This is a genomic window from Kibdelosporangium phytohabitans (assembly GCF_001302585.1).
In the GTDB taxonomy this organism is placed as follows: Bacteria; Actinomycetota; Actinomycetes; order Mycobacteriales; family Pseudonocardiaceae; genus Kibdelosporangium; species Kibdelosporangium phytohabitans.
The window spans coordinates 6615774-6639574 of the sequence record NZ_CP012752.1 but is presented as its reverse complement, the minus strand read 5'-3'; the positions used below and the strand labels follow the sequence as shown (position 1 = coordinate 6639574).

22 protein-coding genes and 1 pseudogene are annotated in these 23801 nt (G+C 67.8%); 15 read left to right on the top strand and 8 right to left on the bottom strand.

The genetic code is table 11. The features are described from left to right. Positions 1-161 precede the first annotated feature (161 nt). Positions 162-824 (top strand): SGNH/GDSL hydrolase family protein, encoded by a 663-nt coding sequence (locus AOZ06_RS29970; protein WP_054292463.1) that lies wholly within the window; start codon positions 162-164, stop codon positions 822-824. On the opposite strand, the gene AOZ06_RS29965 is transcribed toward AOZ06_RS29970, so the two are convergent. Then, positions 821-1555 carry a class I SAM-dependent methyltransferase gene (locus AOZ06_RS29965; protein WP_054292462.1) on the bottom strand — a complete coding sequence of 245 codons (735 nt, stop codon included), beginning with the start codon at positions 1553-1555 and terminating at the stop codon, positions 821-823. The genes AOZ06_RS29970 and AOZ06_RS29965 overlap by 4 nt on opposite strands. Positions 1556-1647: 92 nt before the next feature. Between AOZ06_RS29965 and AOZ06_RS29960 the strand changes: the two genes are divergently transcribed. Next, complete coding sequence (locus AOZ06_RS29960) at positions 1648-2580, top strand: hypothetical protein (protein ID WP_157233340.1); 933 nt, start codon at positions 1648-1650, stop codon at positions 2578-2580. 3 nt (positions 2581-2583) lie between these two features. Here AOZ06_RS29960 and AOZ06_RS29955 read toward each other — a convergent pair whose 3' ends face one another. Both AOZ06_RS29955 and AOZ06_RS60425 read right to left on the bottom strand, forming a co-directional pair. Beyond that, a complete protein-coding gene (locus AOZ06_RS29955; protein ID WP_257721428.1) occupies positions 2584-4035 on the bottom strand; it encodes an MFS transporter in 1452 nt (483 codons plus the stop codon). A 227-nt stretch (positions 4036-4262) separates the two neighbouring features. Continuing rightward, on the bottom strand, positions 4263-4625 hold the full coding sequence (locus AOZ06_RS60425; protein WP_236951787.1) for an acyl-CoA dehydrogenase family protein: 363 nt from the start codon (positions 4623-4625) through the stop codon (positions 4263-4265). Positions 4626-4650: 25 nt separating this feature from the next. On the opposite strand from AOZ06_RS60425, the gene AOZ06_RS60420 reads away from it, so the two are divergent. Next, a complete protein-coding gene (locus tag AOZ06_RS60420) occupies positions 4651-4806 on the top strand; it encodes a hypothetical protein (protein WP_225954716.1) in 156 nt (51 codons plus the stop codon). 27 nt (positions 4807-4833) lie between these two features. Here AOZ06_RS60420 and AOZ06_RS60415 read toward each other — a convergent pair. Then, a pseudogene (locus AOZ06_RS60415) lies at positions 4834-5502 on the bottom strand (acyl-CoA dehydrogenase family protein); the annotation flags it as partial. A 180-nt stretch (positions 5503-5682) separates the two neighbouring features. On the opposite strand from AOZ06_RS60415, the gene AOZ06_RS29945 reads away from it, so the two are divergent. Further along, positions 5683-6018, top strand: coding sequence for a hypothetical protein (locus AOZ06_RS29945; RefSeq protein WP_157233339.1), 336 nt, complete (start codon positions 5683-5685; stop codon positions 6016-6018). Between the two features lie 64 nt (positions 6019-6082). Here the strand turns inward: AOZ06_RS29945 and AOZ06_RS54720 are convergent, their stop codons facing one another. Next, entirely contained in the window at positions 6083-6283 is a 201-nt protein-coding gene (locus tag AOZ06_RS54720; protein WP_225952943.1) for a hypothetical protein, read from the bottom strand. Between AOZ06_RS54720 and AOZ06_RS29940 the strand changes: the two genes are divergently transcribed. The 6 genes from AOZ06_RS29940 to AOZ06_RS29915 all read left to right on the top strand — a co-directional run bounded on the left by AOZ06_RS29940 (position 6255) and on the right by AOZ06_RS29915 (position 10682). Continuing rightward, a complete protein-coding gene (locus tag AOZ06_RS29940; protein ID WP_169799002.1) occupies positions 6255-6722 on the top strand; it encodes a response regulator transcription factor in 468 nt (155 codons plus the stop codon). The genes AOZ06_RS54720 and AOZ06_RS29940 overlap by 29 nt on opposite strands. A 137-nt stretch (positions 6723-6859) precedes the next feature. Beyond that, entirely contained in the window at positions 6860-8014 is a 1155-nt protein-coding gene (locus AOZ06_RS29935; RefSeq protein ID WP_054292458.1) for a DICT sensory domain-containing protein, read from the top strand. A 114-nt stretch (positions 8015-8128) separates the two neighbouring features. Beyond that, positions 8129-8737: a flavodoxin family protein gene (locus tag AOZ06_RS29930; protein WP_054292457.1), complete on the top strand. Its 609-nt coding sequence runs from the start codon at positions 8129-8131 to the stop codon at positions 8735-8737. Between the two features lie 119 nt (positions 8738-8856). Continuing rightward, on the top strand, positions 8857-9657 hold the full coding sequence (locus AOZ06_RS29925) for a hypothetical protein (protein ID WP_157233338.1): 801 nt from the start codon (positions 8857-8859) through the stop codon (positions 9655-9657). Next, positions 9654-10076 carry a phage holin family protein gene (locus AOZ06_RS29920; protein WP_054292455.1) on the top strand — a complete coding sequence of 141 codons (423 nt, stop codon included), beginning with the start codon at positions 9654-9656 and terminating at the stop codon, positions 10074-10076. Before AOZ06_RS29925 ends, AOZ06_RS29920 begins: the two co-directional genes overlap by 4 nt. A 9-nt stretch (positions 10077-10085) precedes the next feature. After that, positions 10086-10682 carry a DUF3618 domain-containing protein gene (locus tag AOZ06_RS29915; protein WP_054292454.1) on the top strand — a complete coding sequence of 199 codons (597 nt, stop codon included), beginning with the start codon at positions 10086-10088 and terminating at the stop codon, positions 10680-10682. A 51-nt stretch (positions 10683-10733) separates the two neighbouring features. On the opposite strand, the gene AOZ06_RS29910 is transcribed toward AOZ06_RS29915, so the two are convergent. From AOZ06_RS29910 to AOZ06_RS29900, 3 genes are all read right to left on the bottom strand, one after another. After that, positions 10734-11261: a hypothetical protein gene (locus tag AOZ06_RS29910; protein WP_054292453.1), complete on the bottom strand. Its 528-nt coding sequence runs from the start codon at positions 11259-11261 to the stop codon at positions 10734-10736. A gap of 62 nt (positions 11262-11323) precedes the next feature. Beyond that, positions 11324-12484: an MFS transporter gene (locus tag AOZ06_RS29905; RefSeq protein WP_083472026.1), complete on the bottom strand. Its 1161-nt coding sequence runs from the start codon at positions 12482-12484 to the stop codon at positions 11324-11326. After that, positions 12477-13001, bottom strand: coding sequence for a MarR family winged helix-turn-helix transcriptional regulator (locus tag AOZ06_RS29900; RefSeq protein ID WP_054292451.1), 525 nt, complete (start codon positions 12999-13001; stop codon positions 12477-12479). The genes AOZ06_RS29905 and AOZ06_RS29900 overlap by 8 nt, the downstream gene beginning before the upstream one ends. A 572-nt stretch (positions 13002-13573) precedes the next feature. Here AOZ06_RS29900 and AOZ06_RS29895 point away from each other — a divergent pair. The 5 genes from AOZ06_RS29895 to AOZ06_RS29875 all read left to right on the top strand — a co-directional run bounded on the left by AOZ06_RS29895 (position 13574) and on the right by AOZ06_RS29875 (position 23798). Beyond that, positions 13574-13801, top strand: coding sequence for a hypothetical protein (locus AOZ06_RS29895; RefSeq protein WP_054292450.1), 228 nt, complete (start codon positions 13574-13576; stop codon positions 13799-13801). Between the two features lie 48 nt (positions 13802-13849). After that, complete coding sequence (locus tag AOZ06_RS29890; protein WP_054292449.1) at positions 13850-14473, top strand: TetR/AcrR family transcriptional regulator; 624 nt, start codon at positions 13850-13852, stop codon at positions 14471-14473. Further along, complete coding sequence (locus AOZ06_RS29885; protein WP_054292448.1) at positions 14466-15641, top strand: serine hydrolase domain-containing protein; 1176 nt, start codon at positions 14466-14468, stop codon at positions 15639-15641. The genes AOZ06_RS29890 and AOZ06_RS29885 overlap by 8 nt, the downstream gene beginning before the upstream one ends. A gap of 54 nt (positions 15642-15695) precedes the next feature. Continuing rightward, on the top strand, positions 15696-16901 hold the full coding sequence (locus AOZ06_RS29880; RefSeq protein ID WP_054292447.1) for a M24 family metallopeptidase: 1206 nt from the start codon (positions 15696-15698) through the stop codon (positions 16899-16901). 462 nt (positions 16902-17363) lie between these two features. Then, positions 17364-23798: a golvesin C-terminal-like domain-containing protein gene (locus AOZ06_RS29875; RefSeq protein ID WP_157233337.1), complete on the top strand. Its 6435-nt coding sequence runs from the start codon at positions 17364-17366 to the stop codon at positions 23796-23798. Positions 23799-23801: the final 3 nt, after the last annotated feature.

Sequence of the window (23801 nt, the reverse complement as noted above, 5' to 3'; positions counted from 1 at the left end):
ACCCGCGCGGCCAGGTTCCCGACCGGAAGGATATCCAGCCCCCGGCGGGCGTGCAGGTCGTGTGAGCGTCGTGCGCGCGCCGTGTGAGCGGCCCGCGTCACCCTCGGACAGACCCTTCCCGTCCCAACGGGTCCCCTCCCTTTGCCGGAAAGGAAAAGCGCATGACGATCACCATCCGCCCAGCAAGCACCGTGATGTTCACCGGGGACTCGATCACCGACCTCCAGCGCCCGCACGACGAGGACCCGTACGCGTGCAGCTACCCGGTGCGGGTCGCGGGGGAGTGGTCCCTGCGGCACCCGGACAGGCCGGTGACCTGGCTGAACACCGCGGTCGCCGGTCACAAGGTGATGGACCTCGAAGCCCGCTGGCAGGCCGACGTGCTCGACGCGCGGCCGGACGTGCTGTCGATCCTCGTGGGCGTCAACGACCTGGGCTGGCACACCCTGGACCCGGACGGGCACGTGATCCCCGCGGACGAGTTCAAGGCGGGATACGGCCGGCTGCTCGCGCCACTGGCCGACGCGGGCACACAGCTGATCCTCATCGAGCCGTTCCTCCTGCCGATCCAAGGAGTCGTCGAGGCCGGTGCCGCGCTCGTGGGGGAGCGGGAACGCGAGCAGTGGCGGGAAGACCTGGACCCGAAGATCCAGGCCGTGCACGAACTCGCCGGCGAGTACGGCGCCCACCTGATCCCGGCCGACAGGATGTTCGCCGAGCTCAGCGTGACCACCGGGCCGGAGTTCTGGGCGGAGGACGGCGTGCACCCGACGTCGGCCGGTCACAGCGTGCTCGCGACAGCGTGGCTGGACCTGGTCGCCTAGACAGCCTCGAGGACGAAGAACAGGAAGCTCAGGAAAGCCCCGGACGGGAACGCCGCGAGCTCGTCGGGAAACAGCTGACGGGCACCGGGCGCCGGAGGGGGTTCGCTGATGACAGCGGTCCGGAAACCCGCCGCCGTGAAGGCGTCCGTCATCGCGTGCAACGGCCGGTGCCAGTACGTGAGCACGGCTTTCTGGCCGTCGAAGGTGTGCTCGTGAGACCACTGGGTGGTCGCGAAGTAGTCGGCCGTGGGATCGAGCAGCTTGAAGATGATGGGGTGGTGGACAGCCATGATCAGCCGGCCGCCGGGCTTCAGCACACGCCGCAGCTCGGCCAGCGCAGCCGTCCAGTCCTCCAGGTAGTGCAACACCAGCGAGGCGATGACGTCGTCGAACGCGCCGCCGGGAAACGGCAGCGGACTCCCGATGTCGGCGACGTGCAGCGCCGCGTCGCCGCCGAGCCGTTGCCGTGCCAGCTCCACCATCTTGGCGCTGGAGTCGAAACCGGTCACGACGGCACCCCGGTCACGCAACGCCGCGAACAGCGGTCCGGAACCGCAGCCCGCGTCGAGGATCTGCCGACCGGTCACGTCACCGGCCAGGTCCAGGATCGCGGGCCGCGTGTAGTGGGCGTTGAGGAGGTTGGCTTCGGTCTCAGCCGTGTACGCCTCGGCGAAGGTGTCGTAGTCGTTGAGCACGGCACCATCGCCGGGAGTCTCGGGGAGCGCGGACATGTGAGCCATCGTGGCACATCCGGGATTGCGCCCGAGTCAGTGCGTGGATCCGCCATTTCCACCCGCTCCTGCTGAGTTCCGGCGTATGGCGGGTGGCGAATGTCGCAGCACTCTGGGCTGAATGGACGGGGAGTCCGTTCGGTCGTGTCACCGCTGCCGCCTGTGTGCTGTTGTTCGCCGTGACCGCGTGCAGCGGATCCGACGAGCCGTCGAAGCCGACGGCTCGGGCTGAGCTGAGTGCCGGTGACTACCAGCAGAAGCTCACAGAGCTGGTCGAGGCAGTCCGGCCGCTCACCGATCAGGTGAACCCGGCGGCCACTGTGGAACAGGTCAACGAGGTCCGCGGCCGGCTCAACACCACGTTGCGGGAGCGGGCAGTCGAATTCCGCAACCTCAAGCCGCCCAGGGCCGCCGTCGAGGCCCACAGGCTCCTGCTGGAACACTTCGTCGCCACCGTGGAGCTGGACACGCCCATCGCCGCCACTGGCAACAGTGCCTGCGGCGTGCCGTTCCCGGCGCCGTTGCGGGTGTACCAGGCCAAGGTCGCCACACGGCAGGCGCTGGACAGGGCACACCTGCGGGACCTGCCGGCGACTTTCGCCGAGGCCGGTGTCCGGTTCACGGGCTTTCCCGTACCGCCTGAACCGGACAAGCCTGTTCTCGAGGTCCGCAAGCCCGGCAACGGTGAAGTCCTGCAACGTGGTCCCGGCGGCCCAGGCTCCATTGAGGTCACCAACGACAGCAACCGGGACGCCGTGGTGTCCGCGGTAACCGGTGACGTGGCCATGCCGCGAACCGCTGTGTTCGTGCACAGTGGCGCCAAGGCCAACTTGGCTGGCTTGTCCGGCCCGTACGAGCTGTACCACAAGTTCGGCACGGACTACGACTCCCAGCGGCGCGGCTTCACCAGGGACTGCGAGTTCCGCAAGGTCAAGGACCCGCTCGACGGCCGGATCCGCCTGAAGGTCGCCATCAACGAGACCAACACCGCCCTCGGCGGGATCGTCAAGGTCGCCGCGTTCTGAACCTCAGCGGGATCCACCGGCCCCTGGCTGGTCAACGGCTCGGCCACGGACAATGCCCCATCCCACGAGAGCCGCGGACAACAGGGTGAGCGCGAGTCCCGCGTAGGTGATCGCCTCCCGGAACGCGGTGGTCTGCCGCGCGCTCCAAGCGGCTGCCGCCAGCGCGCCGGGGACGAACGCGGCCAGGATCGTGCCGCTGAGGGCGATGCCGATCCCGGTGGTGACTTCACTGGCGGTGTCGATCAGCGCGGCGCCGATGGTGGTGCGGTTCTCCGGCAGACCACGGATCACGTTGTTGCCGGCCACGACACCGACCACCCGCATGCCCGCCGCGACAAGGACAAGAGCGAGGGCGATCCACGCGTAGCCGATCCGCCCGAACGCGGTGTAGACGGCCAGTCCACACACGACTGCGCTGGCGCTGAGCCAGGCGGCTTTGACGAGGCCGACTCGCGCGATCAGGGGACTGATCAGCACACCGCCTGCGATCAGGACGACGACCTGCGGCAACATCCCGATGGCCGCCTGGGCGGGTGTCCACCGCAGGTCGAGCTGGAGTTGCAGCGTCGCGAGGTAGCTGAGCCCGGCGGTGGCCAGCCCCGCCGCGGCTTTGAGCGCCAGGCCGCTGGACACGAGCGGGCGGGCGACGAGCTTCAGGTCCAGCATCGGGTGCCGGGCGGTCTTCTGGCGGATGACGAAGCAGGTTCCGACGACGAGAGCGGCCACGGCGGTGATCCACGGCAGTGCCGAGGCGGCGCCCGCTTCGACGAAAAGCGTCGGGGACACGAGTGCGAGGACGATCGTCGACGTCCCCAGGACCGCACCGGCGACGTCGATCGGGTCGCGGTGCAGGTCGTCCGGCCTGTCGACGGGGATGCCGACTCGGATGCCGACGAACGCGAGCACCGCGACCGGCACGTTCACCAGCAGCAACGCCTGCCACGGCGCGAAGGTCAGCGCGAACCCGCCGAGGGTGGGGCCGGTGGCGAGGCCGACCAGGCCCACGGTCGAGATCAGCGTGGTCGCGCGTACACGCGGCTTGTCGTCGTCGAACAGGCGGAACGCCAGGGCGAGCGACCCTGGTGTCGTCATCGCGGCCGCGACGCCCATGACAGCGCGGACGGCGATGAGCTGCCACGCGGCCGTGACGAACATCGTGGCCAGGCTCGCCGTGCCGAGCAGCACGAGCCCGGCGAGCATGACCTTGCGCCGACCGGCCCGGTCGGCCAATGCGCCGAACACCAGCATCAGCCCGCCGAACACGACGGAATAGGCCCCCGTGACCCATTGCAGGGTGGTCGCCGAGGCGGCGAGTTCACGGCCGATGGTCGGCAACGCGACGTTGAGGATCGAGTTGTCGAGCATCTCGAACAGGAACACGGCCGACAGCCCGGCCAGAGCCGGCCACACCTCGGCCAACGACGAGTGGGTTGTCGCATCGGAACGGGAAAGCACCACGCACTCCTTCGGGTGAAGGAGTGACGGATCATCCGATACCGCGTATGCGCGTGCCCGCTGAGGAGCACGTTTCTACCCCGATGGCGCCATCGTAACCCGACGGAGCGCGGCCTGTTCGGCCACTGTGCCACACTTCATACAGTTAGAGCGGTGTAGAAGCGAGTGGGCCGCGGGTCTGCTGGGACGCCGACGGTTGAGCGACGCGCAGCACCTCGGCCGGCCTGTCACTGGCGCAGCAGGCCTTTGGCGATGTGCGTGACCTGGATCTCGTTGCTGCCCGCGTAGATCATCAGCGACTTCGCGTCCCTGGCCAGCTGCTCCACGCGGTACTCGGCCATGTAACCGTTGCCGCCGAACAGTTGTACCGCCTCCATCGCGACTTCGGTCGCCGCCTCGGACGAGTAGAGCTTCATCGCCGACGCTTCGGCGAGCGTGGGCGGTTTGCCCGCGCGCAGTCGTTCGATCGTGTTGAACACCATGTTGCGCACGTTGAGCCGGGCCACCTCCATCTTGGCCAGTTTGAGCTGGATCAGTTGGTAGCGCCCTATTTCCTGGCCCCAGGCCTGCCGGGTCCTGGCGTAGTCCACCGACAGGCTGTGGCACTCGTCGATGATGCCCAGCGACAGGGCCGGCCACGCCGATCCGCTCGGCGGTGAAGCCCGATCGGACCTCGGCGCGGCTGTCGCCGCCGGGTTCCGGTTCGCGTTCGCCGAGCAGCCGGTCGCGGCCGAGCCGGACGTTGTCGAAGAACAGCTCACCGGTCGGTGAGGACATCATGCCCATCTTCTTGAACGCCTTGCCCTGTGTGAACCCGGGCAGGCCCCTGTCCAGTACGAAGGTCAGCACTTTGCGGTCCCGGATGGGGGTGCCGTCGCCTTCGTCGAGCTTGGCGTAGACGACCGTGACGTCCGCGTGCGGGCCGTTGGTGATGAACGTCTTCTGTCCGGTGAGGACGTATCCGTCGCCGTCGCGGCGCGCGGTGGTCTTCATCCCGCCGAACGCGTCCGACCCGGACTCCGGTTCGGTGATCGCCCACGCGCCGATGTGCTCGAAGGTCGCGAGTTTCGGCAGCCACCGCTGTTTCTGCGCGAGTGTTCCCCGGGTCAGGATGGTCTGCGCGGTCAGGCCGAGGCTGACGCCGACCGAGGCGACCAGGCCGAGGCTCACCCCGGCGATCTCGCTGACCGCGATCAGCGCCAGCGACTCCTGCCCGCCGAACGGTGAGCCGGCGCGTTTCGGCTTGTCCGTCTCCGGATCTTCGCGGCGCTGCTGCTTGTCCAGCAGCTTGGTGATCGCCTCACGGGCCAGCACGTCGATGCCGAACGCGGACCAGAACGCGCGGATGATGTCGTACGGCGGCAGCTGTCCCGACTCGAGGCGGTCCAGGTGCGGCCGGATCTCCTTGTCCGCGAACCCGCGGATCGAGGCGCGGATCAGCAGGTCGGTCTCGGACCACTCGAACATCGGGCCACCCCTCGACGCGTACGCACGGCACTGACCGGTGCGGCAAACATACATGCTCGCCGGTATGTAAGCCAGCACCCGGCGGGTTCAGCCGTGCCTGAAACCCGTTGTAGCGGCCCGTCGACCGAAGTCATTGTTAGGAAACTTTCCTTACTAATTTGAGTGTGGGAGTGAGTGCACATGAAGACAGCGAAGACCGCGATCCTCGCGGGAGTCATCGCACTGGTCAGCGTCGGCGGCACGGCGGTCGCCGCCACGCCGGACAGCGCTTCCGGTGCCGGTGTGGCTGCCGCCCCATGTGGAACGAGTTATCCCTCCGGTCCCGGCGGGGACTTCATGACCTACCGGAACTGCGGGCAGCAGACGCAGTACATCAGGCCCTACAACACGCGCACGGGCCGGTTCGAGTTCGCGTGCCGCACGATCGGCAGGAACGTCGAGCGGACCTGGACGGTCTGGAAGCCGGTCACCGAGTGGGTCGGCGCCAACTACACGCCCACGAGCCAGTGCTCCTGACCGGGACATGACTGGAGGTGGCCCGCGCACGCGGGCCACCTCGTCGAAATCCTGATCGGCGGTGTCAGGCCTGCGTCGGTGGGTAGGCCGGGAGCGCGGCGAGGCTGAACCGCACGGCTTCAGCGCCGTACTCGAACATCTGCCGCTCGTAGTCGGCGACCGCGCCGAGCAGGTCCCCACGGCCTTCGGCGGCCTCGATCAGGCAGCGGCGCAACAGATCGGCGGCACGCAGGGTGGTGCTGGCGGCACGCGATGGCGCACGCACTGGCCTGGTCAGTGCGGGAGTCGTCGATGCCGTCGCCGAACCGGCGGACACCGCGACCGCGGCACGGCTGGTGGCGGCGTTCCGCCCGCAAGTGCCGCTGCTGGGGGACCATCGCGCGCTCGGCGTCATCACCGAGTTGCGCGAGCGGCATCCTGACGTGCGGGTCCCGGTGTTGTCACACGCGTCAGCCGCCGGTGTCCTGCCCGGGTTGCGCGACCACGTCAGCAGGGCCGACGCGCCCGACATCCGGCGGCTCACCGCGCGGGAACGAGATGTGCTGCGCTGCTTGGCGAAGGCGTACGACAACCACGAGATCGCCGCCGAGCCCGGCATCGCGGTACGCACCGTGAACCGGCACCTGGAGGCGATCGGAGGCAAGCTCGGCACTCGCCGCCGATCGCACCTGGTGCGCCTGGCCCGCACCGCGCACGCTTCCTAGTGGCACCACGCGGGTGACAACAGGGTCACCCATTCGTGTCCACGCCCCTGTGGCAAATTGGGCGAGTTCCCGAACTCGGCGGCCAAGCACTCGCGACGTCCGGCGCCGAGCCCCCTACCAGCGCGATGTGGTGAACGATGGATGAGACCGTATCGGCCACCAGGGCGGGGCTGCTGACCAAGCGGTTGCTCGTCATCGCGTCCCACGCGGTCGAGCAGGCCGCGCTGGCTCACGTCGGCACCGACCCGATGGTCGTCATCGCCATGTTCCAGCGCCTGCCCTACTTCGAGCGGGAAAGCAAGGTGTACGCGAACATCGCGGTCCGGGCGGCGGCGACAGTGGTCGGCATGGCCGACAGGACCCGGCCGGACCTGCCGCCGGGCGTCACGCCGGTCCTGCTGCGCAAGAACGAGGACCTCACCCGTGAGTGGTCCGTGGCGGTGCTGTCACCCAGCTTCGGTGCCGCGGTCATCGCGCAGGACCTGGAAGACGTCGACCCGCAACGCACGAGGCTCGAAGCGGCGAGGCTCTTCCACGGGCGCTGGGGTCTGCGCCGCGACGAGGCGTACGCCGAAGTGGTGCGGCTGCGCGACGCGCTCGGCGACCGGCTGCCCCCGGTCGTCCGGCACAAGATCGACGAAACCCTTGCCAGCGTGTCGGAACCGGCGTCCGTCGTCGTGGAGCAGTGCACCGAGGCGGCTTTCCGCAGACTGGTCGGCGCGATCGACCGCCAGACCGAGAAATCCAGCGCCATACTGGAGGACACCGCCCGCGATCACGGCATCGACCGCGACCCGGACACCGGTCTGCACACGCCGTCGATGCTCGCCTCGTGGCTGGGTCCATCGACCGACACCGTCCCGCTCGGCCTGATCATGCTCAAGGTCCACCCGCTGACCGACCCGCACGAGCAGCACGACGTCCGCGCCGTGATCCACACCGGCCAGAACATCGCCGAGCTGCTGCGAGCCGAACTCAGGCCGGTCGACCGCGCGATCAGGCTCACCGAATCGGATTTCCTGCTGATCAAACCGGCGGCGTCGGAGGACATGCTGGCGGCGAGCACGACCCGGATCCGCGAAGGCGTCAGCGACCTCACCTCGATGTACCCGTTCGTACCGATGACATGCACGTCGACCTGGATGCTGACCCGGCGGCGGCCCCTGCCGCTGGACACCATGCGCTCCCAGCTCGACATCGCGACCGCCCACCTCGAGTGGCCACCCGTGTCCGGCACCCTGGCCGATCACATCCTGTCGCAAACCGATCAGCTCCTTCCCGCGTACTGGTGACCCGCCTGCCCCGGGCAGGCCGTTTCGCGCATTCGCCATGGTTGGTGCCGCCGGATCGCGGGTATGCGAGCCGATGAGGAAACCAAACGATCACCGTCCACTCGGGAGATTCTCATGGCTTTGCGTGCCGTCGCGTTCGTCTGCAGTCTCAAGCCGTCCCCGGCGTCGTCCAGCAGTGAACTGATCGCACGCCAGCTGCTCGACGAACTGTCCACATACGACATCACGGGGGAGGTCGTCCGGGTGGTCGACTACGACGTGCGGCCCGGCGTCGAGGCCGACATGGGTGGTGGCGACCAGTGGCCGCAGTTGCGGGAGAAGGTCGCCGAGGCGGACATCTTCATCCTGTCCACACCGACCTGGATGGGCCACATGTCCAGCATCGCGCAGCGCGTGCTCGAACGGCTCGACGCCGCGCTGTCGGAGACCGACGACGCGGGACGGCCCGCGTTGTTCGACAAGATCGCGCTCGCCGCGGTGGTCGGCAACGAGGACGGCGCGCACAAGATCGTCGCGGACCTGTTCCAGGCCCTCAACGACACCGGATTCACCGTTCCGGCGCAGGGGTGCACGTACTGGAACGGCGAGGCGATGCAGGGCACCGACTACAACGACCTCGACGAAACACCCGATGCGGTGAAGTCGACCAACGCGACCTCCGCCCGCAACGCCGCCCACCTGGCCCGTCTGCTCAAGGCAGACGCCTATCCCGCCGCCAGGTAACAGGCTCCACTCTCCTGGTTATCACCGCCACTCCTGGGTATTCGGCCTCCGTCGGTGCCAACGTCCGACTCCGACCGGCTCGATCGGGTCGGATCCAGCGAGTCCCGCGGAGGAACACGATGACCCACCCACCTGGTGGATACCCCGCGCAACACGACCGTCACGATCCGCCGTCCACCCCGCAGGTGGCCAAACAGCAAGCCGCGCAGGTCGGTGACCAGGCAGCGCGAGAAGGCAAGCACGTACTCGACGCCGCCGGTGACCAGACCAGACGAGTGGCCGACGAGGCCGGGCGGCAGGCCCGCAACCTGATGCACGACGCCCGGCGGCAGCTGACCGAGCAAGCGCAGGACGGCCAGCGCAAAGCCGCGGAGAGCCTGCACACCCTCGCCGACCAGCTGGACGACATGTACACCAAGTCCGACCAGTCCGGCATGGCTCCCGAGATGATCAACCAGGCTGCCGGGCACACCCGGGCAGTCGCCTCCTGGCTGGACGACCGCAGGCCCGGTGACCTGCTCGACGAGGTCCGTGCCTTCGCCCGCCGCAAACCCGGCGTCTTCCTGGCCGGTGCGGCCTTGGCGGGCGTGCTGGTCGGCAGGCTCACGCGAGGAGCGATCGACGCCCAGAGCGACGATTCGGCCGACGAGAAGCCCAGTGAGGTGGCCAGGGCCGACACGGACAGGCTGCCGAGCGCCGTGCGGCCCGACGCGTACCCGCCCAGCACCGTCCCACCCGCGTACCCGCCGAATCAGGCGCCGCCGACGTACACGGGCCAGTCGCCGTCCTACTCGCAGCCGCCTCCCGACGGGTCGGTGCCGCCAGGTGGTTACGCCGTCCCGCCCCCGTATCCGGCGCAGCCGGACCAAGGCACCGCACCGCCGCCACCGTGGCACGGACCTGGACCGGTGCGCTCATGACAGTCCCGCCACCACTGCCACCGCCGGGTCCAAGCCGCCCGGACGTCGCGGAAGCGTCCGTCGGCGAGCTGATGAGCAACGTGTCCCGCGACCTTTCCACGTTGTTGCGCCAGGAACTGGCGCTGGCCAAGGCCGAACTGAAGGTCGAGGCCGGCAAGGCCGGCCGGGGCGCCGGGATGCTGACCGGCGCCGGGATCGCGGGCTGGATGGTGCTGCTGTTCCTGTCGATCGCGCTCTGGGCGGGATTGTCCAACGTCATGGACGCGGGCTGGGCCGGGCTGATCGTCGCGCTCGTGTGGGCCGCGCTCGGCGCGGTGCTCTACACCAGCGGCCGCAAGCAGCTGCGTGACATCAACCCGAAGCCGAAACAGACCGCGGACACCCTCAAGCAGGTGCCGGACGCGTTGAAGGGCCACTGAGGAGTACCCATGAGCACTGATGATCCACGTCAGATCCGTCAGGAAATCGAACGCACGCAGCGCACGTTGGGTGCGGACGTCGACGCGCTCACCGAGAAGGTGACGCCACGCAAGATCATGCAGCGCAAGACAGACCGCGCCCGGCGCGGCATGACGAACTTGCGGGAGAAGGTAATGGGCAGCGCGTCGGACACCGCGTCCACCGCGGGCGATCAGGTCAACCGGGCGGCCACCGCCGTGTCCGACGCCGTCTCTGATGCGCCGCAGGCAGTTCGCCGCGGTACGGAGGGCAATCCGCTGGCAGCCGGTCTGATCGCCTTCGGTGTCGGCTGGCTCACCGCGTCACTGCTGCCCGCCAGCAAGGTGGAGCAGCAGGTGGCCGACCAGACCAAGGACTTCGTGCGCGAGCACTCGGAGCAACTGGGGCACGTGGCTGAGCAGGTCAAGGACCGGCTCAGCGAACCCGTGCAGGAAGCGGCCCAGTCGGTGAAGTCGACCGCGCAGGACGCGGTGAGCACGGTGTCCGACGAGGCGAGGTCGTCCGCCGGAAACGTGGCGGATCGCGCGCAGGAAGCCAGAACGACGGTGCAGGAACACCGTTCCTGACCGAAATCCGGGTGGGACAGCCGCAAGCGGGCTGTCCCACCGTCCGGGCCCTCAGTGGTGTTGCTCGTCCTGTGGCAGTGACTGGCTCGCGGCGGACCTGGCGCGGTCCACGATGCCGGACCCACGCCGTAGAACGGATTTCGGTGCCACCCGGTCCGACACGGCGGGGTGCGGAACAGATCGAGCGCGGTCGCGGGACTGGCGCACCGCCTTGCCGAGGTGACGCAGCCGATCCGGCGAACACGACGACTGGATTTGTTGCAGGGCAGCAGGTCCGCTCTCGTCCACATGACTGCGCACGGTCTGGATGAACGCGCCCAGCAGGGTCTCGAACTGGGGTTGCTGCGGCCCGGTGTCGGCGAGGCGTCGCATCACGTCGTCGACCTCGTCGTGGTCGTCGCCGGGGCGCGGCAGGTCCTCGGCGACGAGGTGCTGGACGAACTGCGCGATCAGGTGGTCGGCTAACTCCTTGCGGTTCTCGGGACTGCCCTGGTCCAGTTCCAGCTCTGTGCAGAAACGTGCCAGGTCCCGGTGGTCGTCCGCGAGGATCGCGGTGAGGTCGTGGTCGCTCGTGGGCATTTCATCTTGGCCAGGCATGTGTTTTGGCTACCCGCCAAGTGGTGTGACCAATCTGTCATCGATCAGGCCGCCTGTCGTGCCGGTGCGCAGGTCAAGCCCAGTGCGCAACACGCAGCGGCAGCGAGGAGCACCACGGGGTATCCGACCTGGCCGACCAGCAGACCGGCTGTGGCGGGACCGATGATGGTGCCGATGGTCAATGCCGTGTTGATCGCGGCCAGACCGGCTGACGGACGTTCGGCGAAGACTTCGGCGCTCCACAGCCCTTGCGCCGCCACGACTGCGGCGTAACTGGCACCGAACAACACCGCCGCGATCACGACCAACGCCAGTTGCCCGGTCCCGGCACCGAGCAGCAGCAGCGCGACCGCCAGCAGAACCACGCCGATCCGATAACCGGCACGAAGCCCGAGCCGGGTGAAGACGCTTCCGCTCAACGAAGCGAGCAGGCTGGCCGCGCCGCACACCGCGTACACGATCCGCGCCCAGGTGGTGGCGATCCCGGCTTCCCGCATGGCGTCCACGCTGAACGACCACCAGACGGAACTGCCGAGGCCGACCAGCACGGCCGACGCGAGCAGCGGCCCTGATCTGGGGCAGACGAACCACGACCAGTTCAGCTTCACCGATGGGCCGGCGATCCCGCGGCGAGACGGCGTCCGCAGCACCGCGAGGAAACCCACGCCGATGGCCAGCGCGACGAACACCAGCCACGCGACCCGCCAGTTCTGACCGGCGACCACCGCGATCGGACCGGCGAGAGCCACACCCCATCCCGTGCCGGAACTGATCGTCGACCACGCGAGCGCGCGCCGTACCCGCGGTACCTCGGCGTCGACGATGTCGGCATACGGCGGAAACGCCAGGCCCGCCGCGGCACCGGCCACCATGACACCCGTGGCCAGCAGCATCGGCCCGTCCGCGACGGCGATGACGGTCATCCCGGCCGCGGCCAGTCCAGCCGCCGCGCCCAGTGTCCATCGCGGCCCGAGCCGGACCGTCAGCCAGACCACCAGGAAGTTCGCCGCCAGGTACGCCAGGTACGCGCTGGAGGAGATCAGTCCGGCGACGTCGGCGCTGATCCGCAGGTGCGACTGCATGTCGGGCAGCAGCAGGCCGTAGCCGTAGCGGGCGAGCCCGAAGGTCACCGCGATCATCGCCGTACCCGGCAGGACGATGCGGCTGATGGGTGGCGTAGTGCGTTCTCGTAACGCCTCAGCCATACGGATCACCCTCGATCACGGTGTGCTGAAGGGGGCACTGCCTGTCCTGGGGAGCGCAGGCGTCGCGGTCGCACAAACGGCACACCCGCAGCGCGGGCAACCGTGTCTCGGCAAGCCCGGAGACCATCTTGTCCAGTAGTGACTCGAGCTGGTCGCGTTCCTGCGCCGACAGCGCGCCCACCGCGGCGGCAAGCACGGCTTGTCTGGATTTCAGCACTTTCCGCGCCCGCAGCCGGCCGGAACGGGTCAGCCGCACCTGGCGGCTGCGCGCGTCCTCGCCCGCGGTCCGCGTGACCAACCCGGCCGCGACCAGGCGATCCACCAGCCTGGTCCCGCCGGAGCTGGTCAGGCCCAGCACGTCGCCGAGCCAGCGCACCGACCGGTCGGGGTGGGCCAGCAGCGTCACCAGCGCCGCACGCTCGGAACCCGGCATCGCCGCGCCATCGATGTCCGCCTCCATCAGGTGGTCCGCCAGCGCCAACGACTGCGCGCCAAGCAGATTCTCCAGACGACTCATGCGTCCATCATCAGACAGTTGACTGACTCAGGCAATTCAAGACGCCGTGGGACGCCCCGGGGCGGGCCGGTGGTGGAACAGGCGAGTCCGGGGTTGGCGGCCACCCGGACTCGCCTGTGTGCGTGAGGCTCGATCGCTGCCTGCCGTCGATTCGACTTCGGCTTCGTCAAGATATCCATTTTCCCGGACTCTGTCGGGTGTACCTTTTCGAGCTACACGTGAAGTGTCGTGGATGAGCAGGCCGATAGGTTTTCACTGCGTCAAACATTCAATTCTTCGCGTGCTTCGTCACTCGGCGTCCGCTCGGCGGTACCCCGGCGGGGGAGCGTGGCCACGGTTGGGCCGTCAGCCTGAAGCAAGCCGGTGACGTGCGCAGTCGTCTCGCCCGTGCGGCGACACCGCGTGGCTCCATGCGCGGCGGGATCACTCCCTCATGAGGTTTGAAGCAGCGTGACCACTCGACTGGAGCAGTGGGCATGACGATTCGATGCTTCCGTTTCACCCGCGCGATCATTGCGGGTAATTCTCGCAGAGCCGTATCGTTGGCGCACTGTTCCTGAAGGGGAGTGGAAATGTTCCGGAGAATCCTGGTCGGCCTGATTGTCGTCACCCTCGCAACGGGTTTCGCGTCGACGGCGAGCGCCGAGGACGGCGCGTCACCGGCTGGCTGCGCCGGTCTGCGTGACGCGGTGGCCTACGGCGAGGGAGCCGCGATCCGCTGGCCGGACGCCGGCAGGGGGCAGGCGGTGGGTCTTGATCCGGGCACAAAGGACCAGCGTCTCGTTGTGCGTGGCACCTGATCGGATCGCGGGCGTCGGCGTCTAGGTTGATCAAGCTATGATTAGGTCATGCAACCTAAGAGTGGGTCGGGTGAACTGACGTTCACCGAGGTCGGCAGGCGCAGGCAGATCGTCGCCGCCGCGATCGAGACCATCGCCGAGGTGGGGTACACAGGCGCCTCGTTCGCGCAGATCGCCAAGCGCGCGGGGTTGAGCAGCCCGGGGCTGATCTCGTACCACTTCGCCGACAAGGACGAGCTCATCGGCCAGGTGGTGGCCGAGATCTACGGCACGGGCGGAGCGCAGATCCGCCTGCGTTCCGACCAGGCATCGTCCAGCACCGACGCCGTGCTGTCGTTCGTCGCGGGCAGCATCGCCTTCTACGATTCGCACCGCGCGCACATGCGAGCGCTGATACAGATCCTCAACGGCCACCCGCAGGCGCGCGAACGCTGGGTGGACCAGGCGAACAGCGCCGAGTTGGACGGCATCGAACAGGTACTCGCCCAGGGGCAACGCGACGGTGAGTTCCGGGGCGATCTGGTCCCCCGGGTCGCCGCGGTGGTCATCAGGGATCTGCTGTCCGGTGCGTTGCAGCGGCTGCTGACCACGCCGGGCCTGGACGTGGCCGCCTACACCGGCGAACTGGTCACGTTCTGCCGGCGAGCCATCTCGGGGAGCGCCGATGCCTGAGGTCGAGGGCTTCGTCGCGCCCGGGTTCGAGGCAGTCGGTGACGCGTTCGCGGCGAACTTCGCCGACGGCGCCGAGATCGGGGCCGCGGTCAGCGTGTACGCACACGGCCGGCCGGTCGTCGACCTGTGGGGCGGGATCGCCGATCCCGAGACCGGACGGCCGTGGGAACAGGACACCTCGCAGGTGGTCTACTCGACCACCAAGGCCGCCACGACAGCGTGTGCGCTGCTGCTCGTCCAGCGCGGTGAACTGGACCTGGACGCACCGGTCGCCGCGTACTGGCCGGAATTCGCCGCCGAGGGCAAGCAGGAATTGCCGGTCCGCTGGCTGTTGACCCACCAGGCCGGCCTGGTCGCCGTGGACCGCCCGGTCGCCCGCGCCGACGCCCTCGCCTGGCACCCGATTGTCGAAGCCCTTGCCGCGCAACGCCCACAGTGGCAGCCAGGCACCCGGCACGGCTACCACGCGCTCACCTACGGCTGGCTGGTCGGCGAGGTCGTCCGCCGTGTCTCCGGGCGGACCCTGGGCACCTTCCTGCACGACGAGATCGCGCGGCCGTTGGACCTCGACTTCCACATCGGGCTGCCCAAGAGCGAGCAGCACCGGGTCAGCAGGCTCGTGCTGCCCCCGGTCGGCTTCGACCAGGCGGCGGTCGATCTCGACCAGCTCCCCGAACCCGTCCGGGCTCTCGCCTCGGCGTTCGCCGACCCGAACTCGCTGACCCGCCGCGCCTACGGCTGCGTCGAGCCGTCGTTCGACCACAACGATCCCGACGAACAAGCAGCCGAAATCCCCGCCACCAACGGCATCTGCACGGCCCGTGCACTGGCCGGGTTCTACGCCGCCCTGATCGGTGAGGTCGACGGCCACCGCGTCCTCACTCCCGCCACGCTCGCCGCGGCCACCACCCCGCACACCTCCGGCCCGGACCTGGTCACCCTCCAGCCGTTCCGGGTCGGGCTCGGTTTCGGCCTGCCCGCTCCCGCGGCTGCCTGGTACTCACCGGCCTCGTTCGGGTTCGGCGGTCTCGGCGGTTCCCTCGGCTACGCCGACCCGGTGACCGGACTGGCGTTCGGGTACGTCATGAACCACATCAGGAACACCCCCACCGCCGAACAACCGGCCGCGAACCTCATCACCGCACTGCGGAGCACGTTCGACAGTTGATCGGCTCGGGTATGCCATGGGCACGGACACCTCCTCGGGCGGGAGAACAGTGGCATGGCGGACATCGGGAAAGCCGGATCGGACACGCCGGGGCCGGCCGAGCTGACGCGGATGCGGGCGTACCGGCTGGGGCGCGTGCAACAGGCACTGCGTGACGCGGGTTGCGCGGCCGCGCTGCTCAACGACCCGATCAACATCCGGTACGCCACCGACGCGCGCAACATGCAGCTCTGGACCATGCACTTCCCGAGCCGCTACCTGTTCGTGCCCGCCACGGGGCCGACGGTCCTGTTCGACTACCGGGACGCCGAGCACCTCAGTGCCGGACTGGAGACGATCGGGGAGGTGCGGCGGGCGGTCGCGGTCAACCACATCTCGGGTGGCCCGCAGGTGGCCGACCGTGCGCGGTCCTGGGCCGCCGAGCTCGCCGACCTGCTGGGGTCGCGGGGCCCGCTGGCGATCGACCGCACGAGTGTGCCGGAGCTGACCGCGTTGCGGGAGTCCGGCGTCGAGGTGCGTTATGCCCAGGACATCCTCGAACGCGCTCGCATGATCAAGTCGGCCACCGAGATCGCCTGCCTGCGGCGGTCGATCTCGGTGGCCGAGGACGCGCTCACCGAAGTGGCCGAGGCAGGCTCGCGGCCTGGGGCGAGCGAGAACGAACTGTGGGCGATCCTCAATCGCGTGAACGCGGAGCGCGGCGGCGAGTGGATCGAGACCCGGCTGCTCAACTCGGGGCCGCGGACCCGGCCGTGGTACCAGGAAGCGGGTAGCCGCGAAATCGAAGCGGGCGACCTGGTGTGCCTGGACACCGACATGATCGGTCCATACGGCTACAACGCCGACGTGTCACGGACTTTTCTCGTCGGCACCGGCCGCCGGACCGGCACCCAGCGGACTCTGTACGCCCTCGCCCGCGAGCAACTGGAGCACAACGCCGCGTTGCTGCGGTCGGGTTTGACTTTCGGGGAGTTCCGGGACCGGGCGTGGACACCGCCCGATGGCTACCACGACCACAGTTTCGGCTATGTGCACGGCGTCGGATTGTCGGTCGAATACCCACAGGTTCCGCCCGCTTACGAATGGCGAACGCCGTCGTATGACGGCACGTTCGAAGCGGGCATGGTGATCTGCGTCGAAAGCTACCTGACCGCGGATGACGGAAAAGAAGGGGTCAAACTCGAAAACCCCTACCTCATCCAGCACGGCGGCAGCGAGCAGCTGACAAGTTTCCCCTTCGCGGATGCGCTGGACGCCTGACCAGTCGATCGTCGCACTGTACGGGACTTTCCCGGGACCTGTCCCCACACCCTTTCCGCAGGTGTCGGGCGAGACTTCGGGGAGCCCTCCCTGGCTGGCGAGAATATGATGCACCTTTTTTGCCTCATTTCGAATGTGTCGATTTGACGCCTTGTCCGTCACCCGATTGGCCCTTTTTCGTGTGAAGTCACGCCTGTTCTACTGACATTCGACTTGAGGGTACTGGGGGCGCTACGTTATCCCGACGTCCACGTGCGCGTGTGACCGGTGCAGTTGTCCCACGCTTCTGCGGACAAAAGGCGAGGTGTGATGTTCGATATTCGCAATGGCTGGATACGGGGTTTGGCCCTCGCTGTGCTGCCCGCCCTGGTGGTGTCCGGAATTCCACCGTCGGCGACGGCGGGGGAGCCGGCAACGGCAGCGGCGGCGGCTCGGGTGGCGGCGCCGCCTTCCGCTCGCTGTGTGACGACGCCGGGTTTGGCGGCGGTGCCTCCTGGCGGAGCGCCTGCTCCGGAAGCGTTGGCGGTGAAAGCAGCAGGTGCCAGGGCCACGCAGTCCCCGGCCTACTCGGCTCCGGACACCGCCCGCCGGATGATCCCGGACAACGAGTACCGCTCTGCCGTCACGGTGACCAACACGACCGCGGCGGTGTTCCCGGCAGCGACGAAAGTGCTGTCCTACCACTGGACGCGGCCGAACGGCGACGACGCCACGACGACCGGCAACCGCAAGGAGATCCGGCTTCCGGCCGACCTCGCGCCTGGCGCTTCCGTCACGCTGGACGGGTTGATCAAGGCCCCGGTGTTGTCCGGCGGGGGCAACGAGCGCGAGCAGTTCGTGCTGCGCTGGGACATCTACGACACGGGCACGCGGACCTGGCTGTCCGACACGGCCCAGGTGCCGACCATGAACCAGGACGTGCGGGTGGAGAAGCCGACGTCCGACCAGCTCGGGCTGGAGAACTTCTCGTCGTACACCTCGGTCAAGACAGGCTCCGGCGCAGCCGTGTCGGTGAACCAGTTCTCCGGCAACGCGGTGTGGGGCTACAACGTCTTCAGCAACCCCAGCCGTGGGCCGTCGAGCTTCGTACGGCTGAACTACAACAGCAAGGACACCGCGACCGCCTATGGCGGACCCGGTTGGTCGATCGCCGCGTCGACGTTGAACCGCCTCGGCACGCCATTGGACTTCACCGGCGTGCTGCCAGGCGTGCAGTGGTCCGACGAAGTGGTGCTCACCGACGGGGACGGCACCAGTCACCGCTGGAAACTCAACCGGCACAACAGCTCCAACGCCGCTGACTGGACGTACGACTCGCCTGCCGGGGTGAACCTGTACCTGCAGCACCTGCCCGGCAACGGGAACGACCGCAAGTGGGTGTTCACCGCACCCGAGCGCACCCGGTTCTTCTTCGACGCGGACGGTTACCACACCGCGACCGTCGACAAGAACGGCAACACCATGTCGTTCACCTACGACCGCACGACCATCGGCAACCGCAACACCGGTCTGCTGCGAGCGGTCACCGACGCCAGCGGCCGTCGTACCCTGACGTTCGACTACTACCAGGCCGGTCAGGCGGCGCCCCTCGTCGTCGCCGACAAGCGGCGTCCGGTGGCGAAACTGGACACCGCGGCTGTCGTCAACCAGATCAAGTCCATCACGGACGTCTCCGGTCGTGTGCTCAACCTGGTCTACGGCGACAACGGCGCGTTGCGGGAGGTCGACGACGGGGCCGGGACCCCGGACAAGAAGACCTTCCAGTTCTTCTACGGCTCCAGCGGACCCGCGGCGGGCAAGCTGATCCGCACGGTCGACCCGCTCGGCCGGGCCACGAAGATCGACTACTTCACCGAGCCGGGCGACGCCCTGCGATACGGCGACGTGCGCGTGGTGACCGATCGCGGGACGGCCGCGACCGGGTTCGACTACAGCGACCCGGACGGCAACACCGGACCGGACATCGCCGCCACCGTCACCGACGGGAACGGCCACGCGACCCGGTACCGCCTCGACGGCTACGGCCGCATGACGTCGATGACCGACGCCCTCAACCGCACCACGAAACTGGTCTGGGACGAGGACAACAACGTCGTCCGCCTGACCGAGAACAACGGCGCGACCAAGACCTGGACCTACGACCTGAAGACCGGGTTCCCGCTGGAGATCCGGGACGCGGAGGCCGTCAGGCAGAACACGCCGCCGACCAGGCTCGAGTACCGCTACGAGCTCGACGGTCACATCGCGGACCTGACCGGCGAGATCACGCCGGAGGGCAGGCGCTGGCTTTTCGTCTACGACCAGCGCGGCAACCTCGTCGCGGTCACGGACCCCAAGGGCACCGGAACCCCCGATCCGGACGACTACACGTCCCGCAACTCCTACGACGAGCTGGGTCACCTGGTCGAGCAGGAAGACGCCAACAAACGCAAGACCACCTACGGCGACTATGACGCCGTCGGTTACCCCAACATAACGGTCGACGCGCTCGGGTGCACGACCCGCAATCGCTACGACTCCGCGGGAAACGCGGTGTCCACCATGGACGCACGCGGCAAGGTCGGCACGACGACGTACGACATCTTCAAACGCCCCTTGGACAGCAGACTGCCCAAGGACCAGGCCGCGGGCGTCTACATCACCACACCGGGCCCACGGTACGACGCCAACGACAACGTGATCACCGCGACCGACGCACGCGGCTCGGTCACCCGCACCCACTACGACGAGATGGACCGCACAGTCGCGGTCTACGCGCCGAAAGACACCCCGGACGGCCCGGACAAGCTCACCACGCTGCGCTATGACGCGGTCGGCAACGTCATCGGGATGACCAAGCCCAAGGGCAACCTCACTCCGGGCGACCCGAACGACTTCACCGAGGCGATCCGCTACGACGAGGCGAACCAGCGGGTCGAGACGAAGGACGTCAACGGTGACCGCATCACCGTCGCCTTCGACGACGTGGGCAACATCGTCACCAAGTGGGACTCGCGCGCCAACCGCAGCCCGGACCCGGACGACTACGCGACGAAGTGGACGTTCGACCAGAACCACCAGGTCATCACGACGATCGACCCGCTGGGCAACTCGACGAGGACCCGGTACGACCGGGACGGCAACGTCGTCGGCAACACCGACGAGGACGGCCAGGAAACGCTCATCACGCTCGACGAGCGAGCCAAGCAGGCTGAGGTACGCGCGCCGTACGACGCGCCTGGCGGCAACATCAAGTACTTCACCACGCGGTACGAGTACGACCAGGTCGGCAACAAGACACGCACCGTCAACCCGCGCGGTGTGGACACGCCGAACGTCGCGAACGACTTCGTGTCCGAGACCGTCTACGACGAGCTGAACCGCAAACGCGAAGAGATCCTGCCCTACGACCCGTCCGACTCGGACGCGAAAACCGCCGTCAGCACCATCTACAGCTATGACGAGCTCGGCCGCGTCATCGAGATCAACGCGCCACAGTCGCACGGCTCGGACACGCGCACGGTCACCCGGCAGGCCTACTACGACAACGGGTGGATCCGCCGCTCGACCGACCCGTTCGACATCCAGACCAGCTACGACTACAACGAAACCGGCCAGCAGACCGTACGCACCGTCAGCGGGTCGGGTGGTTCGTCCGGTCGCACACAGTCGTGGACCTACTATCCCAGCGGCAAACAACGCAGCCGTTCGGACACGGGCGTTCCCGTCGGCGCGGCGTCGACGCTCGTGGACAACGCCGACAAACGACGCACATGGGCCGATGACGGCTGGAGCACCGCGGAGTCCCCGCGTGGCTACCAAGGCCCGAAGTACTCCACCATCACCACCCGCACGGACACCGAGTACTTCACGTGGAAGGCGACGATCCCGCGCGACGGCCGCTACGAGATCCAGGTCTGGTACCCGGAAGGCACCGGAACCAACGCGCACTACTACATCTCCCACAACGGCGGCAGCACGACGAAGGTCGTCGACCAGAGCAAGAACCACGGCACGTGGGTCAGCCTCGGCACGTACGAGTTCAGCGAAGGCGACACCCGCGACATCGTGCTGGGCGGGGAGAGCGACGGCACCGTCACCGCCGACGCGGTGAAACTGGTCCGTGACACGTCCAGGGACGTCGACACCGAGCACAAGACGTTCACGATGTCGTACGACCCCAACGACAACATGGTCAAGATGGCCGACACGTCCCCGGGCGCGACGGCCGACACGTGGGACATCGGCTACGACGAGGTCGACCTCGCCGACTCGATCAAGGAGTCGAAGGCCGGGAAGGCCCTGCACACCACCAAGTACGGCTACGACGAGAACGACAACGTCACCAGCGTCCGGATGGACGACCAGTCGTCGACGTTCACCTACGACAGCCGCGACCTCGTGTCCACCATCGTCAACAAGCGCAACGACGGGGACAGCGGCAAGACGACCACGTTCGCCTACGACAAGCAGGCGCACGTGATCAAGCAGGTGAAGGGCAACGGGAACACCGTCGAGGCGAGCTACTACCTCAACGGACTGCTGAAACGCCAGACGGAGAAAAAGAAGAACTCGTCCACTGTGGTCGCCGACCACCAGTTGACGTACGACTCGAACTCGAACAAGACCCGCGACTCGGGAACCATGCAAAGCGGTGACGGCGGCAACTCGATGTCGTTCACCAAGGCGTACACGTACGACCCGCGTGACCGGGTCCGCAAGGTGACCAAGTCCGGTTCGAACAACGGGACCGAGACGTACCGCAACGACGACAACGGCAACGTCTACGACCAGACCGTCGACGGCGTCCGCACCAAGTTCGAGTACGACCGCAACCGCCTGGAGACGACCGAACGCAACGGCACCGAGTCGGAGCACGAGTACGACGCCTACGGCAGGCTCGAACGCGTCACCGAGAGCGGGGAGCTGCGTGAGCAGTACACCTACGACGGGTTCGACCGGAAGACCAAGGTCGTCAAGGACATCGCCGGCGACGGCGAGGACGAGAAGACGACGCTGTACGTCTACGACCCGCTCGACCGCGAAACCCGCAAGACCGAGGACGCCACCGGCGACAAACGCGTCACCACCCTGAACTACCTGGGCCTGACCCAGCAGGTGATGACCGAGCACGTGAACGACAAGCTCGCCAAGATCTACCAGTACTCCCCGGACGGGGAGATGCTCGGCCAGATCCGCTTCGGCGACAACGGCGGCGGCTCGGCCGAAGACGTCTACATGGGCTTCAACACCCGCTCGGACGTCGAACAGGTGACAGACAAGAACGGCAACACAAAGGCGACCTACGGCTACACAGCCTACGGCGAACAGGACCTCAAGCAGACAACGGGTGACGACAAACCAGACCCAGCGAACCCCGACAAGCCCGAGAAGAACTCGTACCGCTTCAACACCGCGCGGCACGACAAGTCCTCGGACTCGTACGACATGGGCTTCCGGGACTACTCGCCCGGCAAGAACCGCTTCCTGACACTGGACCTCTACGGCGGTGCCCTGTCGGACCTGGGCATGAGCGTCGACCCGTGGACAAGCAACCGGTACACCTTCGGCGCGGGCAACCCACTGTCGCAAGTGGAGCTCGACGGCCACGGCTGGTTCGACGACGCGGTGGGCTTCGTCAAGGAACACGCCGACGTCGGCCACATGATCCTCGACGTCGCCAGCAACATCCCCGTCGTCGGCTCAGCCGCGGCCGTGATCAACGGAGCCTGGTATGCCGCCGAGGGTGACGTCGCGAACTCCGTGATGTCGTTCGCGTCAGCGGTACCCGGGGCCGCGGCGGTGGCGACCGCGGTGAAGCTCGGCAAGGCAGCCGTCAAGGGTGCCGAAGCCGCGCAGACCATCAACGGCGCCAGCAAAGCCGCATCCGCCGCGATCCGCAACGAGAAAACCGCCAGCAAGGCGGCCGAAGCCGGTCTCAACAACGCGAAAACCGCCCCGGCACCACTGCCCGACCCCAAAGGGCCGGGAGGTGCTGTGACCACCAACCCACCTCCTGCCCACTCCGGTGGGGGCGCAGGCGGTGGCCCAGCGGCCAACGGCGGCGGAACCAGCGCGAGTTGCCCCGTTCCCAACAGTTTCGTTCCAGGCACCGGCGTCCTGATGGCGGACGGTACAACGAAGCCGATCGAGGACGTCAAGGAAGGCGACTACGTCGCCGCGACGGACCCCAGCACCCGGAACGGAACGCTGGAAGCGCAACCCGTCACGGCCCTGATCACCGGCGAGGGTGTGAAGAACCTCATCGAGATCACCGTGGACGCCGATGGTGACACCGGAAATGCCACCGGCAAGGTGGTCGCCACTGACAACCATCCGTTCTGGGTGGATGACCGTGGCCGCTGGGTCGACGCCACGGACCTGCGTACTGGTGACTGGCTGCGCGACCAAGTCGGCCAACGGCTCCTGGTGGTCTCCATCCGTGGTTGGACCCAGCAACAACGAGTCCACAACCTCACTGTCCACGGTGTCCACACCTACTATGTCGAAGCGGGGACGAGCGACCTCCTCGTCCACAACTGCGGCACTGGTGGGCCGCGTGTTCTCCGTGACGGGGAAGGTGCGACACCTGCCGAGATCGCGGCCAGCACAGGTGGACCGACCGGCGGATCGCGGGCGGGCCAACAGAGAGTCCGTCAGGAGTTGATCGACGAGGCGGACCAAGCGGGTGGCGTGTACACGTGCTGGCGTTGCGGTCAGACATCCACAAATCCCGCCAACATGCACTTGGGTCACCGCAACGAGCCAACCTCGAAGGGCGGTAACCTGAACCGGGAGAACGTCTGCCTCGAGGGTGCGGCCTGCAACCTCAGCGCAGGAAACAGAGGTGCACCGAAACCCGGGATGTCGTGCGTCGAGCGCGGCAGTTGTGGTGCCCCGTATGGACGAACGGACTAGGTT